The following is a 16332-nucleotide window of genomic DNA, read 5'->3' as shown; positions in this document are numbered from 1 at the left end:
ATTTATTATTAGTAGACTATAAATCCAATTTTATTGTTGATTAGCTTAGGGTTAACTCTAAATTTCGCTTCCAACTTGGCAAAGTCAGCCCAAATATACTAGAGACTTTATGAGTATTTAATGATGAATAAGCGGGTCTTTTGACTGGCGTTGGATATTGTTCAGACGGTATTCCTAGCAACTTCTTCAACTTCTGTTGACTGGAATTCGGATCGAGTTCAAAAATTGCTTTCGCAAACCCATACCAACTAGTCTGACCAGTAGCAGTGAGATGATATATCCCACCGTTACTACTCAAAAAACTATTTATTTCATGTATGCCTTGTGACAAAATCTGTGCCGTAGATTCAGCAATCATTCGGCTCCAAGTTGGAGAGCCTACTTGATCGTTAACTACTTTTAATTCTTCGCGCTCATGTGCTAATTTTAGCATCGTTAGTAAAAAGTTTTTGCCTCTTAAGCCATAGACCCAACTTGTTCTCAAAATTAAATGAGGCACATCAACTGCTTGAATTGCTATTTCTCCTGCTAATTTTGTTTTGCCGTAAATGTTTTGTGGGTCTGGCTGGTCTTGCTCTGTGTAGGGTGTGGCTTGAGTGCCATTAAACACATAATCGGTTGAATAATGAATGATTCCTGCGCCGATGAGTTTGGCTTCTTTTGCAATTACACCTGGTGCAGTTCCATTAACAGCCATTGCTAACTCTGGTTCTGATTCTGCTCTATCCACAGCAGTATATGCAGCAGCATTAATAATTAGGTCAGGCTGAACTTCACGAATTACATGACGAATAGTGTCAGGCTGAGATAGATCCATGCGTAAATTTGGAGATAAGACTTCACGTCCGGTGGGAATGACTTCACCAAGAGTCATCAAAGTTCGTTGCAGTTCCCAACCGACCTGACCAGTGACACCTGTGAGTAGTATTTTGGTCATACAAAAACCTCTGCCTCTTTCAATCGCTTACCTACTCTATCTTTAGCGGAGACAACAGGTTCTGCTTCTAAAGGCCAAGCGATCGCTAAATCCGGATCGTCCCAAAAAATGGTACGCTCATGCTCTGGTGCGTAGTAGTCTGTAGTTTTGTACAAAAACTCCGCAGATTCTGAAAGCACTAAAAAACCGTGAGCAAAGCCGGGTGGTATCCAAAGTTGTTGCTTGTTTTGAGCGCTTAGACGATAGCCAACCCATTGACCGAAGTACTTAGAACTAGCCCTCAAGTCTACTGCTACATCAAATACTTCACCAACCACAACCCTCACCAACTTGCCTTGAGGTTGTTTAATTTGATAGTGCAGACCGCGTAGTACATTTTTGGCTGAAAGCGAATGATTGTCTTGTACGAAATGTTGTGTAATCTCAGCCTTTTCTAGCAAAACTCGTTCATTGTAACTTTCGTAAAAAAAGCCTCGTTCATCTCCAAAAACTCGCGGTTCAATTAGCACTACATCAGGAATTTCAGTCTGGATAATGTTCACAGCTTTACCCTCTTAGTGTCTGCAAAGTCTTCCTTGAATCCATTTGCTGATGCAAACCAGTTTTCTTCCTGAACTTGAGTAGTATGGCGATCGCCATCGATCAAGTCCATCAAGTAACGTCCATAGCTGTTTTTAGCTAGTGGTTCGGCAAGTTGATAGAGTTGGTCTGCATCGATATATCCTTGGCGATAGGCAATTTCTTCGACACAAGCGATTTTGAAACCTTGACGTTGTTCTAGAGTTTGAATAAAGCTAGCAGCCTGATGCAGAGATTCATGAGTTCCCGTATCTAACCAGGCGTAGCCTCGACCTAAAAGCTCAACTTTTAATTGTCCTCGACGCAGATAAACTTGGCTCAAGTCAGTAATTTCTAGTTCGTTACGGGCTGATGGTTTCAGCCCTGATGCAATTTCTACGACTTGAGAATCATAGAAATAAATACCAGGGACAGCATAATTAGACTTAGGAATCTGGGGTTTTTCCTCTAGACTGACTACTTGGCCTGTAGAGTCAAATTCAACTACGCCATAGTGCTGGGGTTCGGCTACCCGATAACCAAAGATGAGTGCGCCCTCACGCAATTGAGCCGCACGAAGTAGTACATCGACTAAACCATGACCATAGAAAAGGTTATCGCCCAAAACTAAGCAAACAGGGTCATTAGCAATGAAATCTTTACCCAAAATAAAAGCCTGCGCTAATCCTTCAGGCCTTGGTTGCTCAACATAACTAAACTTCAGACCCCATTGACTACCATCTTGCAAAAGTTGTTGAAATAGGGGTAAGTGTTGAGGTGTAGAGATGATGAGTATCTCTCTAATCCCAGCCAACATCAGAGTTGACAAAGGGTAGTAAATCATCGGCTTATCATAGACAGGCATGAGTTGTTTACTCACCACTTGGGTGAGTGGGTACAATCTTGTACCAGAACCGCCTGCTAAAATAATGCCTTTCATTGTTAACTCCTTGGATGGTTTGGGCTTTTATTAGTGTGCTAGCGCTGCATTTCTATCTCCATAGTTTTGCTCAATCCAAGTTTGGTAAGCACCTGATTGGACTTGCTCAACCCAAGTGGAATTGCTCAAATACCACTGAATTGTCTTTAATAAACCACTATCAAAACTCTCTTTTGGTTCCCAACCCAAATCTTTCTTAATTTTGCTACTGTTAATTGCATAGCGTCGGTCATGACCAGGGCGGTCTTTGACAAACGAGATTAAAGAAGAGTAGTGGAAGTTTGGTTTGGGTGCTAACTCATCGAGGAGGGCACAAATTTTTTCCACAACTGCGAGGTTTGTCTGTTCGTTGTTACCTCCTATGTTGTAAGTTTCTCCAATAGAGCTTTGTTGTAGAACTAGATAGATAGCTTCACAGTGGTCTTCCACATACAGCCAATCACGAATATTCTGACCATCTCCATAAATTGGTAGTGGTTTCTCATTTAAAGCATTGAGAATTATCAGGGGAATCAGTTTTTCTGGAAACTGTCTAGGGCCGTAATTATTTGAACAGTTGGTGGTTAAAGTTGGTAAACCGTAGGTGTGATAATAGGCTCGAACTAGATGGTCAGAGCCTGCTTTAGAGGCAGCATAGGGACTGTTCGGTGCATAAGGCGTATCTTCTCGAAAGGCTGGATCTGTTTGACTTAAAGAGCCGTAAACTTCATCTGTAGATATGTGTAGGAAACGAAATTTTTCTTGCTTTTGAGGAGATAATTTTTCGTAGTAGGCTCTGCTGGCTTCGAGAAGTTGGAATGTTCCTAATACGTTAGTTTGAATAAAATCTTGTGGGCTAAGAATAGAGCGATCGACATGGCTCTCAGCAGCAAAGTTGATAATTGCATCTGGTTGATGCTGTTCTAAAAGATTATGTATAAGTTCAATATCGCCGATATCGCCACGAACAAAATCATATCCAGAATCACCTTGCAATTCTGCTAGAGTTTGCGGATTGCTGGCATAAGTTAGCTTATCTAGATTGATGATGTTAGCCCACTGTTCTTTTCTAGCCTTCAGTATGAAGTTAGAGCCGATAAAACCTAAGCCACCTGTTACTAAGAGTGTTTGCATCTTTATGTGGTTCTAAATAAGTGCGTTTTGCATTGCCATTAATTTTTGGGACGAGCCACGACTGCAAACTGTAGATAACGCATATCTTCAATTTTGTTCAGCAATATTATGTTAAGAAAATTAAATCTTTTTACTAAGCGGGGGTGGATTTTTTCAAGAGGATTAATACTTTCAATACATTCAACGTAGTAGCCTAAATTCTCAAAAGTAGATATTATACTTCTTTTAGTAAAAAAACGAAGATGTGTTTTATCTAAAATTCCCCAATCACTGTATTCCCAATTCTTTTTAACTAACAGATTCCATATATTATCAAAGTAACGAACATTAGGAATAGAGGCAACCACAACTCCTTGCTTATTTAGTATTTCTTTGGCATAAACTAGAGCACTATATGGATCAACCATATGTTCTAAAACATCATTAAAGACGATACAATCAAAGTTACTTTTAGGCAGATCCAAGCTATTTGTAAAAGCAGCACATATAACTTTATCTAGCTTTTGAGCAGCAATAGAAGCTGCATCTTTATCTAGCTCGACCCCCCATACTTCAACATTTCTTTCTTCCTTCAAATACTTTCCAAAGTTGCCACCACCACAACCAACATCCAAAATAGTCTTTGAAGAAAAAGGTATAAAATCTAGCATTTCTTGCCGAACATTCTGAAAGTATTCGGCATCCTTTTTCTGATACTCGTACTCCATTAGCATTGATTTAAATTCCATATTCACTTAGTCTCTCCGTTTAATAATTGTATTGAATAGTCATCAGTTGACTATTACTAAGCTTGAGTCTTTAATTACAATATTTCCCCAATTTGAACTCCAGTTTGCTACAGTATCTTGATTTTTTGTAAGAGGTACTATTTTAAAAGCAGGCTTACCAATCACAATATCTAAATCCAGCCTATTTGTATCTCCTAAATTACCTTTTCCTATGCTAAATCCTGCATAATATGAACCTGGAGCCAAATTAAAACTTGGCAACGTTAATGATAAGTTAATTATCTGATTAGCATATATCGTAAATGTTTCCTCTGTAATTAAAGTACCTATACAGTAACCATCACTATTAAAAATACTAGAACCTATAGTCAAATTATCAAAATATTTATCAGATGAAATAGTAAGTGAATATTTAATTTGTTCTCCAAAAAATAAATTTTGTTCATCATTTAGACATAAATCAATATCAGTAAATCTTACCTCCTTTCCAAAACCTGACAATCTTAGATTTGAAATTTCCTCTTCCTTGCTATTAAACAGTTCTGATATATAAATAGATAAAACTTGCTCAGATGTACCAATTTCTTTAACTTGACCCTTAGCAAGGTAAACAGCTTTACTACACAGCGTACTTATTGCACCCATATTGTGACTTACAAATATTACAGTTCGACCTTCCCCAGCTACTTCTCCCATCTTGTTTAAGCACTTCTTCTGAAAACTAGCATCTCCTACCGCTAGCACTTCATCAACAATCAAAATTTCTGGCTCCAAATGGGCAGCAACAGCAAAAGCAAGCCGCACATACATGCCTGAAGAATAGCGTTTTACAGGTGTGTCTAAAAATTTTTCAACTTCCGCAAACGCTACAATCTCATCAAACTTGCGTTGAATTTCCGCCTTGCTCATGCCTAAAATTGCACCGTTGAGATAAATATTTTCTCTACCCGTTAATTCTGGATGGAAACCTGTACCAACTTCCAATAGACTTGCTACACGTCCTTTTATGCCAATCTTGCCACTAGTCGGCTCTACAATTCGACTTAAGACTTTTAATAATGTGGATTTTCCTGCTCCATTACGCCCAATAATGCCAACTCTGTCACCCTGCTTAATTTCAAACGAAACATCTTTCAATGCCCAGAACTCTTCGCGGGCAGGATTATATATTTGCTTACCACCAGGTTTAAAAAGTTTTTTACTCAGTGACTCTACTCCTTTAGTAATAGAGTCCCGCAAGGTTTTGTTTCTTCTGTTGCCTTCTTGCTGATGACTAATAACGTACTTTTTACTCAGATTTTCGACTCGAATTACTGTATCAGACACGTAATCAACTCCTCGTTAAATCACATCAGCAAATTTCCGTTCCATCTTGCGGAAATACCAAATTCCGCTGAAGAAAACTAGTGTAACCAGTCCTACCGATAAAGCAAATCCAGGTAAATAAATGGTTGCGTCTCCTCCTAAAATTGCCCAACGGAAGCCATCAATTACCCCTACCATTGGGTTGATTGAGTAGAGTAAGCGCCACTGCTCGGGGACAACACTACTGCTAAAACCTACGGGTGAAATATACAAACCAAACTGGACAATAAACGGCACAATATAGCGAAAATCTCGGTACTCTACATTCAGTGCTGCTAACCACAAACCAGCACCGATGGATGCTGCAAATGCAATCAATATAAATAGTGGCAGTGTCAAAATTCGCCAGTCGGGTACAAAGTTGTACCATGCCATCAATGCTAGCAGAATCATGCCAGAAATCATGAAGTCTACAAAGCTAACAATTACTGCACTGGTCGGTACAATCAACCGAGGAAAATAGACTTTAGAAATTAGATTAGCATTTGCAATCAAGCTGTTGCTACACTCACTCAATGCACCAGAAAAGAACTGCCAAGGTAATAACGCCGAAAATACCAATATTGGATAGGGTGCATTACCTGAAGGCAACTTGGCTATATTACCAAATACAATTGTGAATACTACCATCGTCAAAAATGGTCGAATCAATGCCCATGCAAAGCCAATTACTGTTTGTTTGTAGCGCACCAAAATATCGCGCCATGCCAGAAAGTAAAATAACTCTCTATATTTCCACAGGTCTTTCCAATACTGGTTCTCAGTTCGGCCAGCCTCAATGATGAGTTCTTTATTATTCATCTACTTAGTCGTACGTCGTATGACTATATATGAGCAATGTGCAATTGTTTTGAAATCTGCAAAATCTGTACTTTCATAGAAAGATACTTCTTTGGATAGTGACGCAAATATGAATCCTCAATCTCCGGCCCCGTCAACAAAGACTTCTGCAATACGACCTGATGATAGTAGTTGCTTGGTTGCTAACCACATAAAAGGTGGAATCGTTTTAATATAACGACTCCAAAGACGCCGCGGTTCTTGAATCCAGCGATAAAACCATTCAAATCCTAATTCTCTAACTATGCGCGGTGCTCGCTTATGAATTCCTGCATAAACTGGGAATACTCCTCCCATCCCCAGCATGACTGCCTGAATTTTACCTTTATGCTGAGCCATCCAATTTTCTTGTTTTGGACAACCTAGGGATATAAATACTAGACCAGCACCACTTGAATTGATCTTATTAATCAGTTCTGTATCTTCATTCTCAGTCAATGGACGAAAGGGTAAAGGTTCCATTGCTGCGATTTTTAGCTTTGGAAATTCTTGCTCTAGCCTTTCTCTCATTCTAGAAAGGATTTCCGTTTGCGAACCAACAAAGAAAACACTAACATTTTGTATTTGAGCTAGCTGGCACAATCCTTGTAAGATATCCATCCCCGCTACGCGATCTTGGGAACGCGCACCCATCCGTCGCATCATCCAAACCAGAGGCATACCATCAGGAGTAACGACGTCCGCATTTCGTAATACACTAGCAAACTCTGGATTCCAATGAGCTTCCATCAGCATGTGTACATTGGCTACGCATACTGTTTTACTTTCGCGGGCGATCGCCCACTTCATTATTGTTTGGATCTGATCTTCAAAGCGTAAGGCAGTAATGGGAAAATCCAGAACTTTTTGTTTGGGCAGAAATGTTATTTCTCCCATAAATTCCTCCTGTGTCAAAGACAAAAATCATCAACATCAACTAGTCCATTTCCAACTGTGGAACAATTAGGTGGTACTATTGCTGACTTTTTTCTAAGCTTTTGGCATGGTCTGACTCACATGGAGATGCAATAGCTTTATCAGTAAATTTCTGGTTACCCTGGTATTTTTCAAACATCTGACCACCGTATATTAGTTTACAAGTTGAATTGCGGCTTTTCCCAAAACTGTGTACAAACTTCATGGTTACTTTATAATTAGTTTGTCTTTTCTTCATACAATCATTACAATTTATGTAAATATAATTAACTGAATAATTTTTTTTTCTTTTAGATAGTTATTTATTATCAGTAAAAATACAAACAGTAAAGCTACTATGGTCTGATATGTAAATATAGGAAATTACTAGCTTTGATAAATATAAAGACAGAAATATATTTAAATACTGGTTAATGGCTATACTTCGTCCTAAAGTAGATATTTACAACTGATATTAAGTCTGGTTGTTTAACTATGACTCTCAAATGATCGCTTATCTTGGTTTACAGAGCCTTTGATACTAAGTAATTAGATGAAGTTGATATCAAGCAACAGATAAACAAAGATGTAATTCTGAGCATCTGTGGTTGCAAACTTTCCAGAAATTTTTAGTATAAAATTCCTGATTAAGTTACTATGTCCGTTAGGGACGTTATTTCAGGCTGAGAGTTCCTCCAGCCTCTTGCGGTGAGGATTCTGACAGATTAAGCAAAAGTCAATAGGTTGATTTTATAGGTTTTGCAACTAAATATTTATTGTCCCTATTCTGCAAGATTGGGGTCATCTGCCTTAACGGTGATTTCATCAGAATAGTTAATTAAGAATGTAATTTTTATCGAAAATTGCTAATATTTTTTGATTAGATAAATTTACTTTATTGTTACTTATATTACTTCTGTATGTTTTCAAATAGAAAAATTTGTTTTTGTTGATAAAGCAACATAAAAAAGGAGAAGATAAATTTATCTTCTCCTTTGCCATTATTTTTAGTATTGTCTGCTTTTTTCTCTTCCTTCAGCCTTTGTCGCAACATTTGTCTTTGTTTTTTAAGTTGCCGCTTTCTTGCTGAACCACCTTTACCTTTATCGTTCCGTCCCTCTCTACGAGGAGATTCCCATCTTTTTAATCTCATAATTTTTCCTCTCTATTAACGTTGACAAGTTTAAAAACTAGTTATCCTCTGTTATGTCCATATAATAGCGCTTTTGAAACTGCGATCGCTTAATTTGACCATTAATCCCTGTTATAAGTTATAACTACTATCTTAGTAAAGCTTAATGAATTAATTAGAATGCAATATCGACTTATTCCCGTATAAGTACTTAACTGAACTTATGCATATTTTACTTATATGTAAAGTATTTATATATGTAATAATGTATAAACAGCTACAATTTAGTCATATTCAATAAAATTACTCTTTAGCGCTCACAGTTTTGGAAGATGCATTAAAAAAATAGACGCATTTGTCTACTTAATGGTTTCCATAACTTTAAGCGAGTATGTCATAAATACTAAGACGACATTTAGTGTTTATAACCTTGGTTTATAAGTTTCTCTATTCTAGTGATTGCACTTACTAGAGAAACTTAAGAATTGAAAATTTCTGATAACTATATTTTTTATAGTGGGCAGGAGGAGAATCGAACTCCTATGACCGCAAGGTCGCCACATTTTGAGTGTGGTGCGTCTACCAGTTTCGCCACCCGCCCTTAGATGCAACTTTACTAATATACTCTATATCAAGAGTTTTGTGACAAGGTACTGATAATTATTTCAAAATTTTTGCTCAATTAGTACATATGTATTAACAAAGTCATTCTTTTGGGAATAGTGAAACACACGCTACAAAATGCACTTTATATTGGTGGGCTACTAGTTTAATACTTGACTAACGAAGGATCAATATCTTGTAGCTGGGCACAACCGCTAAGTGCCATAGCTAAACTTAACTCAGTTTGTAGTAGCGAGAGTATATGAGCTACACCTGCTTGTCCAGCTACCGCCAGCCCCCATAAAATAGGACGCCCAATAAGCACAGCTTTTGCTCCTAATGCTAGAGCTTTTAGAATATCTGTACCTCGGCGGATACCTCCATCTAACAGTACTTCAGCTTTGCCATCCACAGCTGCAACAATCTCTGCTAAAACCTCTAATGATGCGATCGCACCGTCTAGTTGTCTGCCACCATGATTGGAAACAACAATTGCTTGAACTCCGCACTCTACAGCACGTACAGCATCATCCCCTCGTAAGATCCCTTTTATTACTAAAGGTAGAGGACAGAGCGACTGCAACCATGCCAAATCTTTCCAAGTTAACGCTGGGTTTAGCTGCTGGGCAAAATAGGTAAATAATCCAGATTCACCTTTTTCATGAGGAATATTTAGCCCTGAGATAGTTGCAATATTGGCTGCTTGCAAACCTGATGGTAAAGAAAATTCGTTACGTTGATCGCGTTCTCTTTGCCCTAGGACAGGAGCATCTACCGTTAGACAAAGTGCTTTGTAGCCAGATTTGTAGGCTCTTTCAACTAAAGCGCGAGTTAATCCTTTATCTTTATGGATGTAAAGCTGGAACCATTGCAAGGCATTAGGAAAATTTTGACGAACTGCTGCCACTTCTTCAATACTCTTGGTAGCCAATGTACTCAAAATCATGCCCACACCTGCTGAAGCCGCAGCTGTTGCAGTAGCTAATTCTCCGTCTGCATGAGCCAGACATTGAAAAGCCATTGGCGCAATTAGTAAGGGTAGCTCTAGAGGTTGTCCTAATATAGATGTAGTCAAGTTGCGATCGCTCACATCTACTAACATTCGCGGCCGCAGTTTCAGGCGCTCAAAAGCCGCGCGGTTATCTTGTAATGTGATTTCATCCCAAGCACCGCTGCTATAGTAATCAAGCGCCATCTGTGAGAGATGCTCTTTTGCTAGCTGTTCGTACTCAAAGAGGTTAATCGGTTGCAAGTGATTGTGGATCGTGACTAGGCGTTAAATATTTTAAAATCTCACGCAGAGGCGCAGAGGCACAGAGGAGATGAATTTTTGAGAATTTAATGCCAATCTACCAGTTTCGCCATCCACCTTTGGGTGTAAGTTCGGTAGTTGATTGCGGTTGGTGATTGTGCAATAAAGTTTGATATTCTTGGCTACTTGCCCAACGGTCAATTTCTCGAGCTCGTAGCACGGGTACGGGGTGAGTTAGTTGGGCGGTGCGGGCGGCTTTCACCATTTCGCCTAGTTCTGTTTTACTAATATCATCGTAGGCGCGAGCTTGGGCAACAAAGGCATCAAGATTTAGTTGTGGTGCTAATGTTGGGGAACCACCTGCTAACTTCATCAAAACTGACATCACAACTTTGGGATTTTGGGTAGCTAACAATGCGGCGCGATCGCAGGTAAACTCAGCGCAGCGTACCCATTCTAAAAGTTGTGTCTGTATAGCTTGGGCAATAATAGCTCCGACGTTAGGTAATATTGTTGCTGCTAATACTAATAAATTTACAGGAGTTAGGTAAACGCTGTGGTCACATTTAAGGTGTCCTAACTCATGGGCAATGACTGCCTGAATTTCCTCTGGTGTGAGGATATCGATGAGGGAGGTATGCAGCACAATAAAAGGTTGCTGACCTCGCATAGCAAAGGTGTAAGCGTTAGGAGCCGGATGCTGCCTGATGTACAACTGGGGAGGCTCTATATCTAATACTTTACAGGCATCTACCAACAGCTGATGTAAATCGGGCAGTTGGTTTTCACCCACGAGAACGCTGGAGGCAATATTTTCTACATAAAAAACTTGCTCTGCCATTGGCCCTAGCCAATTTCGCACCATCATATCTAGACCTGGTATTTGTTTGAGAGCTTTAGTAGCTTCCAAATCTAATGGGTGACGAAAGGAGTCAGCTTTTAAACCAATCAGCGGTGTTTTTAATAATGACATGGTGTAACAAGCTTGAAAAAAATAGCATTTTGGAATGCTGCTAGTTTAGATAAACAGCCTCCCAAAGCTAGTATAACGATTAAGTAAGGGTGGGCATTGCCCACCTACCTACTATGTCGTTATCGACGCTGGGGAATTGCTCGTATTAGGGGCAAGTTCTGCATCTGTAGATGGTTCAGCCACACGCAGGATTCTTGCGCCCAATTGCTGCAACTTCGCATCGAGTTGATCGTAACCGCGATCGAGGTGGTGCAATCCCTGAATCGTAGTTGTCCCTTCTGCTGCCAATCCAGCTAAGACTAAGGCTGCGGATGCTCGCAAGTCAGTGCCTAATACTGGCGCGCCTGATAACATCGGGACTCCACGGACGAAAGCTGCATTACCTTTAACACGAATATCTGCCCCCAAGCGATTTAACTCTGAGGCATGACGTAACCGATTTTCAAATACAGATTCGTTGATCAAGCTGTCGCCTTCTGCCAAAGTCAGCAAAGCCATAAACGGCGCTTGCATATCTGTGGGAAAGCCTGGATGCGGTAAGGTTTCAATATCAGTAGCTTTAAGGGTAGTCGCTGGCAGAACACGTAAGCAATCCGGAGCTTCCTCAATGATCGTCACGCCAATATCTCGTAACTTGGCAATTACTGGAATCAAATGCTCTGGACACACTGATGATAAAGTCAGTTCTGAGCGTGTGATGGCTCCGGCGACTAAAAACGTTCCAGCCTCAATGCGATCGGGAATGATGTTGTATTCTACTGAATGCAACTTGGGAACCCCAACGATGGTAATCGTACTGGAACCAGCCCCCTGAATCTTCGCGCCCATTGCATTACAGAAATTTGCCAGATCGACAACTTCTGGTTCTCGTGCGGCATTTTCGAGAATCGTTTCGCCATCAGCTAGAGTAGCAGCCATCATCAATGTTTCTGTTGCTCCCACACTGGGAGTGTCCAGATAAATTTTGGCTCCTTTTAACCTGCCATTGCTACCAGGAACATAGGCATTACAAATCCCATGCTCTATCTGGACTTCAGCTCCCATCGCTTGCAGTCCGCGGACGTGCAAATCAACTGGTCTGGCACCAATTGCACAACCTCCTGGCAATGGCATCTGAGCCACTCCCAGTCGCGCCAAAATCGGACCAATGGCAAAAAAACTTGCCCGCAGTTGGGTAACTAATTCGTAGGGAGCCTTAGATGTTGTAATTTCACTGGCATTGATATCTAAAGTGTCGCCGTTTCGGGTTAAGCGAATACCCAAAGCTGATAACACCTGACCCATCCGTTCCACATCCGCTAGTAAAGGAACATTACGGACGCGGCAATCGCCTGAACATAGCAAGGTTCCAGCCATGATCACCAGTGCTGAATTTTTGGCCCCGCTAATTTTTACATGACCTCGCAAAGGATGCCCTCCCCAAATTTGCAAGACTGAGGAGTCTGCTTCAAGGGAGGATTTAGCATCTGGTAAGCTGCTAGAAGTATTAATAAGCCTACCTCCGAAATAAATATGTCAATTTTAAAGGGTTGAAGTTGGTTTTGATTCTACAGTAAAGATTTGATTTGTCTACAATTTGTACCTGGATATTGCATAAATAAATTGTTGTTTTTGCTTGGTCATGACTGCTGAAAACACCTAGGAGTAAGCATTATAGAGATTTAAAAATTCTTAAGACAACAAAAACTAGAAATTATTTCCTTGGCAAAACTCTATACTCAGTACAAACCAGGCAAACTACTTGACAAATATTGATAAATGAGTAACGATAAGAAATTGTCGATAATAAGCAAATGCCAGCGGAACTGGCGGAATTGGCAGACGCGCTAGATTCAGGTTCTAGTGCCGCAAGGCTTCCGGGTTCAAGTCCCGGGTTCCGCATATAAGTAATGAGGATCCAGTGTGTTGCGGTGAGCAGTGCGTTGGGCGGCTAGCCTTCGGCAACGCCAAGGGCGAACGCCGACTTGAAGCAACTGCGAACCCGAAGGGAGGTTCCCTCCGTTGTAGCAACTGGCGTTGCTGAGTCTAGAGTCCTAAATAGGAACAAGACTCAGCACTCAGCACTTTCAACTCAGTACTTTCATGTTGACCAGTTTACAAAATTCCTTAGTCAAGCAAATCCGCAAACTGCACTCCACGAAGGAGCGGCACAAGCAGCAGCTCTTTTTATTAGAAGGGACGCATCTGTTAGAGGAAGCTTGTGCGGTCAATTATCCGTTAGTAGTGGTGTGCTGCACGCCAGAATGGCAATCAGCCCATCCTGTACTCTGGGAGGAAGCTTGTAGTCGATGCGATCGCGCCGAAATTGTGAGTAAAGAAGTATTAGAGGCGATCGCGACTACAGTCCAACCGGATGGCGTAGTTGCAACAGCCCAACGCAGCGATCGCCAAACTCAATTACCTATGACTGGCATAGTTCTAGCTGTGGAAACTTTGCAAGATCCCGGTAATCTCGGTACGATGATTCGCACAGCGGCGGCGGCGGGAGCATCAGGTTTGTGGCTGAGTGGGGATAGCGTAGATTTAGATAACCCGAAAGTTTTACGTGCCTCTGCTGGGCAGTGGTTTCGTCTAGCGATGGCAGTGACAGAAGATTTAAAAACTACTATTCAACAAAGTCAGCAAGCGGGAATGCAAGTGGTAGCAACCTTACCCAGCGCGACTTTAACTTATTGGGAAGTAGACTGGCGCAAACCCAGTTTAATTTTATTGGGAAATGAAGGTGCTGGTTTGTCGGCAGAGATAGCAGCAATGGCAGATCGGCAAGTAAAAATTCCTCTAAGTCCGGGCGTAGAGTCTTTGAATGTAGCGATCGCAGCGGCTTTAATGTTATACGAAGCCCAGCGGCAAGTGATTTATCAAGACTGAGGAATTTTGAATTTTGACGATTATTGTTTGCGTTCAGCAAAATATTGCTCTATATCAGCAACTGCATCTTCAAAAGCTTCTATATCAATAGCTGCTAACTCTTCATCTTCTTGAGCTAGTTGGGCATCGCTGACACTACCATTACCATTATTTAATACTTGGCTAGCTTCATCCACGGTTGGTTGTTCTTGTAATATATCTTCTAATTCATCCAAGGCTGCTTGAAACTCTTGAGCGGCAGTTTGGCGTTGTTCTTGCTGATGTTGCTCCATAATCTTGACCTGAGAATCTGAATTTACTGGCATAATCTTGAGTGTATTGACTACAACTTAATATTTTGCATATTTCACATCATAGTCTCGGCTATCTGGAATAAATTATCCTAACCTGTATCAAATTTACATACTTCAGGTAAAAAAGTCTAAGTTATTTCATCTTCCCATCAGTTAGTTGCCCCAGAGTGGAGTGTTGCCAAAAATTTATCTAACATCATATTGGGGATCGGTCGTGGACGCATTGTCTTGACATCCACCCATACCCATAGCGCTTCGGCTGTGACTAGCAAATCCTCTTGGTTTTGTTTGCGGATTTCGTAACGTCGGAAGGCGCGAGTACCACGTATTTCCCTCAACCAAGTGGTGACTTCTAGAGTATCTCCTGCTACTGCTGGACGCAGATACTCAATTTCTACCCGCCGCATCACAAATACACCACCTGATTCCTGATAGATATCTAAAGTTAAGCCCAAATGTTCTGAGTGTTCAATAGCTGCCTGTTCCAAGTAGTTTTGGTAGACAGCATTGTTGACATGTCCGAGAGCATCCATCTCGTAGTGTCGAACTCGTAGTAAAGTTTTAAATATTTGCATGGGTGAATTGCTAGATTGGCGCTGTTTTAGACTTTCTCTATATTAGTTTTTCTGGAGCGGCAATATTTATATCTCTAGAGCAGCTCAAACCGTGCTAGAAAAATAAGAAGATACAGGCGATCGCTTGTTTATTTTCAGCACGAGCGATCGTTTTCAACGGCTGATTATCTTCTAAAGTGCTGACTACGAACGTAAAGCAATACTAGTCTACCTCGTACATCTGTTTATGTTGGGCTAAAAGTTGGAGATATTTTTCATTGGTCTTTGCTTGTATCCACTTAGCTTTAAATATTGCCGCTGATTCCGCTTTAATTGGATCTACATCATAGGGTAGAATTTCTTTCTTACTACCCGATTTAAGTTCATTTTTTTGATACTTTCTGCCGCTTTTATGATTAGCATAACGGCGGGATCTGGTATATCCCATTTGTAAAAACTTTCGTGCCATATCTGCACCCACAAAATCTTCGTGCTCTAGATAAGCAAGAAAAATCTCGTAGATTTTTTCGCTCGACTCTTGAGCAATTTCAGGATTTTTAAATCGCCAATAGGTAAGAATTTCTGATTTATATGGTTCAACCAAAAGTACACCCTGCTCACCTTTACCAATACGATAGAGTTCAGGATGTTGGCGAAAATTGATATTTGGAAAATCTAAAGAATAATCAAAAGGCATGGTAAGTTTTTAGGATGAATAATAAACTCAAAACAAAGAGTTAAACTTCTATCCTTGTAGGGAAATTTGATTCTGCCATGCTATCTAGCTTCTGTGCCAACAGTGTCCTAACTCCAGGTGTTTTACGGAAAGTGCATCACATTGCTCTTAACGTGAAAGATATGCAAGCTTCCCGACACTTTTATGGCACTATTCTAGGCTTACATGAACTTAAAGGTGATGAAGTACCCGCAACCCTAGTTGAACTAGTCGCTGCTGGAAAAGTAGCTAACTTCATTACTCCCGATGGCACAATTCTGGATTTATTTGGAGAACCAGAATTATCACCACCAGATCCCAATCCCGATAAAACTTTCACTAGAGCATATCACTTAGCCTTTGACATCGCTCCGCAGTTCTTTGAGCAAGCAGTGGCAGTCATCAAAGATAATCAAATTGCGATCGCTCATGGCCCTGTTACCCGTCCTACTGGTAGAGGTGTATACTTCTACGATCCTGATGGTTTTATGATAGAGATTCGTTGCGATCCAGTTTGATAGAGAGGACTAAAGTTCTCACTACAAATTTTTTAAGTATGACCATTCA

At 40.5% G+C, this 16332-nt stretch carries 17 protein-coding genes and 2 tRNA genes; 3 read left to right on the top strand and 16 right to left on the bottom strand.

Annotation, left to right across the window (positions count from 1 at the left end; genetic code table 11):
* Positions 1-40: 40 nt before the first annotated feature.
* The 13 genes from rfbD to murA all read right to left on the bottom strand — a co-directional run bounded on the left by rfbD (position 41) and on the right by murA (position 12826).
* A complete protein-coding gene (rfbD, locus tag BV375_RS11965) occupies positions 41-937 on the bottom strand; it encodes a dTDP-4-dehydrorhamnose reductase (RefSeq protein WP_086760685.1) in 897 nt (298 codons plus the stop codon).
* Positions 934-1479, bottom strand: a complete 546-nt coding sequence (rfbC, locus tag BV375_RS11960) for a dTDP-4-dehydrorhamnose 3,5-epimerase (protein WP_086760683.1) — start codon at positions 1477-1479, stop codon at positions 934-936. Before rfbC ends, rfbD begins: the two co-directional genes overlap by 4 nt.
* Entirely contained in the window at positions 1476-2435 is a 960-nt protein-coding gene (rfbA, locus tag BV375_RS11955; protein WP_086760681.1) for a glucose-1-phosphate thymidylyltransferase RfbA, read from the bottom strand. The genes rfbC and rfbA overlap by 4 nt, the downstream gene beginning before the upstream one ends.
* Before the next feature lie 30 nt (positions 2436-2465).
* Entirely contained in the window at positions 2466-3548 is a 1083-nt protein-coding gene (gene rfbB / locus BV375_RS11950) for a dTDP-glucose 4,6-dehydratase (RefSeq protein ID WP_086760679.1), read from the bottom strand.
* A 38-nt stretch (positions 3549-3586) separates the two neighbouring features.
* The gene (locus BV375_RS11945) at positions 3587-4276 is read right to left on the bottom strand and encodes a class I SAM-dependent methyltransferase (protein ID WP_208095651.1); all 690 of its coding nucleotides are present in this window, start codon (positions 4274-4276) and stop codon (positions 3587-3589) included.
* 42 nt (positions 4277-4318) lie between these two features.
* Positions 4319-5602, bottom strand: a complete 1284-nt coding sequence (locus BV375_RS11940) for a polysaccharide ABC transporter ATP-binding protein (protein WP_086760677.1) — start codon at positions 5600-5602, stop codon at positions 4319-4321.
* 15 nt (positions 5603-5617) lie between these two features.
* Entirely contained in the window at positions 5618-6442 is an 825-nt protein-coding gene (locus tag BV375_RS11935) for an ABC transporter permease (RefSeq protein ID WP_086760675.1), read from the bottom strand.
* A 117-nt stretch (positions 6443-6559) separates the two neighbouring features.
* Positions 6560-7357 (bottom strand): WecB/TagA/CpsF family glycosyltransferase, encoded by a 798-nt coding sequence (locus BV375_RS11930; RefSeq protein ID WP_086760673.1) that lies wholly within the window; start codon positions 7355-7357, stop codon positions 6560-6562.
* Between the two features lie 928 nt (positions 7358-8285).
* Positions 8286-8528 (bottom strand): hypothetical protein, encoded by a 243-nt coding sequence (locus tag BV375_RS11920; RefSeq protein ID WP_086760671.1) that lies wholly within the window; start codon positions 8526-8528, stop codon positions 8286-8288.
* A 496-nt stretch (positions 8529-9024) separates the two neighbouring features.
* Positions 9025-9108 (bottom strand) — tRNA-Leu (locus tag BV375_RS11915).
* A gap of 168 nt (positions 9109-9276) precedes the next feature.
* Positions 9277-10374 (bottom strand): alpha-hydroxy acid oxidase, encoded by a 1098-nt coding sequence (locus BV375_RS11910; RefSeq protein ID WP_086760669.1) that lies wholly within the window; start codon positions 10372-10374, stop codon positions 9277-9279.
* Between the two features lie 85 nt (positions 10375-10459).
* Entirely contained in the window at positions 10460-11335 is an 876-nt protein-coding gene (locus BV375_RS11905; RefSeq protein ID WP_086760667.1) for a M48 family metallopeptidase, read from the bottom strand.
* 111 nt (positions 11336-11446) lie between these two features.
* The gene (gene murA / locus BV375_RS11900; protein WP_086760665.1) at positions 11447-12826 is read right to left on the bottom strand and encodes a UDP-N-acetylglucosamine 1-carboxyvinyltransferase; all 1380 of its coding nucleotides are present in this window, start codon (positions 12824-12826) and stop codon (positions 11447-11449) included.
* A 308-nt stretch (positions 12827-13134) separates the two neighbouring features.
* On the opposite strand from murA, the gene BV375_RS11895 reads away from it, so the two are divergent.
* Positions 13135-13216: transfer RNA gene (locus tag BV375_RS11895), tRNA-Leu, on the top strand.
* Between the two features lie 201 nt (positions 13217-13417).
* Complete coding sequence (locus BV375_RS11890; RefSeq protein WP_086760663.1) at positions 13418-14203, top strand: RNA methyltransferase; 786 nt, start codon at positions 13418-13420, stop codon at positions 14201-14203.
* A gap of 20 nt (positions 14204-14223) precedes the next feature.
* Here the strand turns inward: BV375_RS11890 and BV375_RS11885 are convergent, their stop codons facing one another.
* From BV375_RS11885 to BV375_RS11875, 3 genes are all read right to left on the bottom strand, one after another.
* Positions 14224-14508 (bottom strand): hypothetical protein, encoded by a 285-nt coding sequence (locus tag BV375_RS11885; protein WP_243713919.1) that lies wholly within the window; start codon positions 14506-14508, stop codon positions 14224-14226.
* A 137-nt stretch (positions 14509-14645) separates the two neighbouring features.
* On the bottom strand, positions 14646-15071 hold the full coding sequence (locus BV375_RS11880; RefSeq protein WP_086760661.1) for a thioesterase family protein: 426 nt from the start codon (positions 15069-15071) through the stop codon (positions 14646-14648).
* Between the two features lie 202 nt (positions 15072-15273).
* Positions 15274-15747 carry a DUF4385 domain-containing protein gene (locus tag BV375_RS11875; protein ID WP_086760659.1) on the bottom strand — a complete coding sequence of 158 codons (474 nt, stop codon included), beginning with the start codon at positions 15745-15747 and terminating at the stop codon, positions 15274-15276.
* Between the two features lie 77 nt (positions 15748-15824).
* On the opposite strand from BV375_RS11875, the gene BV375_RS11870 reads away from it, so the two are divergent.
* Complete coding sequence (locus BV375_RS11870) at positions 15825-16283, top strand: VOC family protein (protein ID WP_086760657.1); 459 nt, start codon at positions 15825-15827, stop codon at positions 16281-16283.
* Positions 16284-16332 lie beyond the last annotated feature (49 nt).

This window comes from Nostoc sp. 106C (genome assembly GCF_002154725.1).
In the GTDB taxonomy this organism is placed as follows: domain Bacteria; phylum Cyanobacteriota; class Cyanobacteriia; order Cyanobacteriales; family Nostocaceae; genus Aulosira.
This window is presented reverse-complemented; position numbering and strand designations above follow the sequence as displayed.

Coding starts and splice junctions, on each gene's coding strand:
- rfbD (WP_086760685.1), bottom strand. CDS start 937: ATGACCAAAATACTACTCACAGGTGTCACTGGTCAGGTCGGTTGGGAA.
- rfbA (WP_086760681.1), bottom strand. CDS start 2,435: ATGAAAGGCATTATTTTAGCAGGCGGTTCTGGTACAAGATTGTACCCA.
- rfbB (WP_086760679.1), bottom strand. CDS start 3,548: ATGCAAACACTCTTAGTAACAGGTGGCTTAGGTTTTATCGGCTCTAAC.
- BV375_RS11945 (WP_208095651.1), bottom strand. CDS start 4,276: ATGGAATTTAAATCAATGCTAATGGAGTACGAGTATCAGAAAAAGGAT.
- BV375_RS11935 (WP_086760675.1), bottom strand. CDS start 6,442: ATGAATAATAAAGAACTCATCATTGAGGCTGGCCGAACTGAGAACCAG.
- BV375_RS11930 (WP_086760673.1), bottom strand. CDS start 7,357: ATGGGAGAAATAACATTTCTGCCCAAACAAAAAGTTCTGGATTTTCCC.
- BV375_RS11920 (WP_086760671.1), bottom strand. CDS start 8,528: ATGAGATTAAAAAGATGGGAATCTCCTCGTAGAGAGGGACGGAACGAT.
- BV375_RS11905 (WP_086760667.1), bottom strand. CDS start 11,335: ATGTCATTATTAAAAACACCGCTGATTGGTTTAAAAGCTGACTCCTTT.
- BV375_RS11890 (WP_086760663.1), top strand. CDS start 13,418: ATGTTGACCAGTTTACAAAATTCCTTAGTCAAGCAAATCCGCAAACTG.
- BV375_RS11885 (WP_243713919.1), bottom strand. CDS start 14,508: ATGCCAGTAAATTCAGATTCTCAGGTCAAGATTATGGAGCAACATCAG.
- BV375_RS11880 (WP_086760661.1), bottom strand. CDS start 15,071: ATGCAAATATTTAAAACTTTACTACGAGTTCGACACTACGAGATGGAT.
- BV375_RS11875 (WP_086760659.1), bottom strand. CDS start 15,747: ATGCCTTTTGATTATTCTTTAGATTTTCCAAATATCAATTTTCGCCAA.
- BV375_RS11870 (WP_086760657.1), top strand. CDS start 15,825: ATGCTATCTAGCTTCTGTGCCAACAGTGTCCTAACTCCAGGTGTTTTA.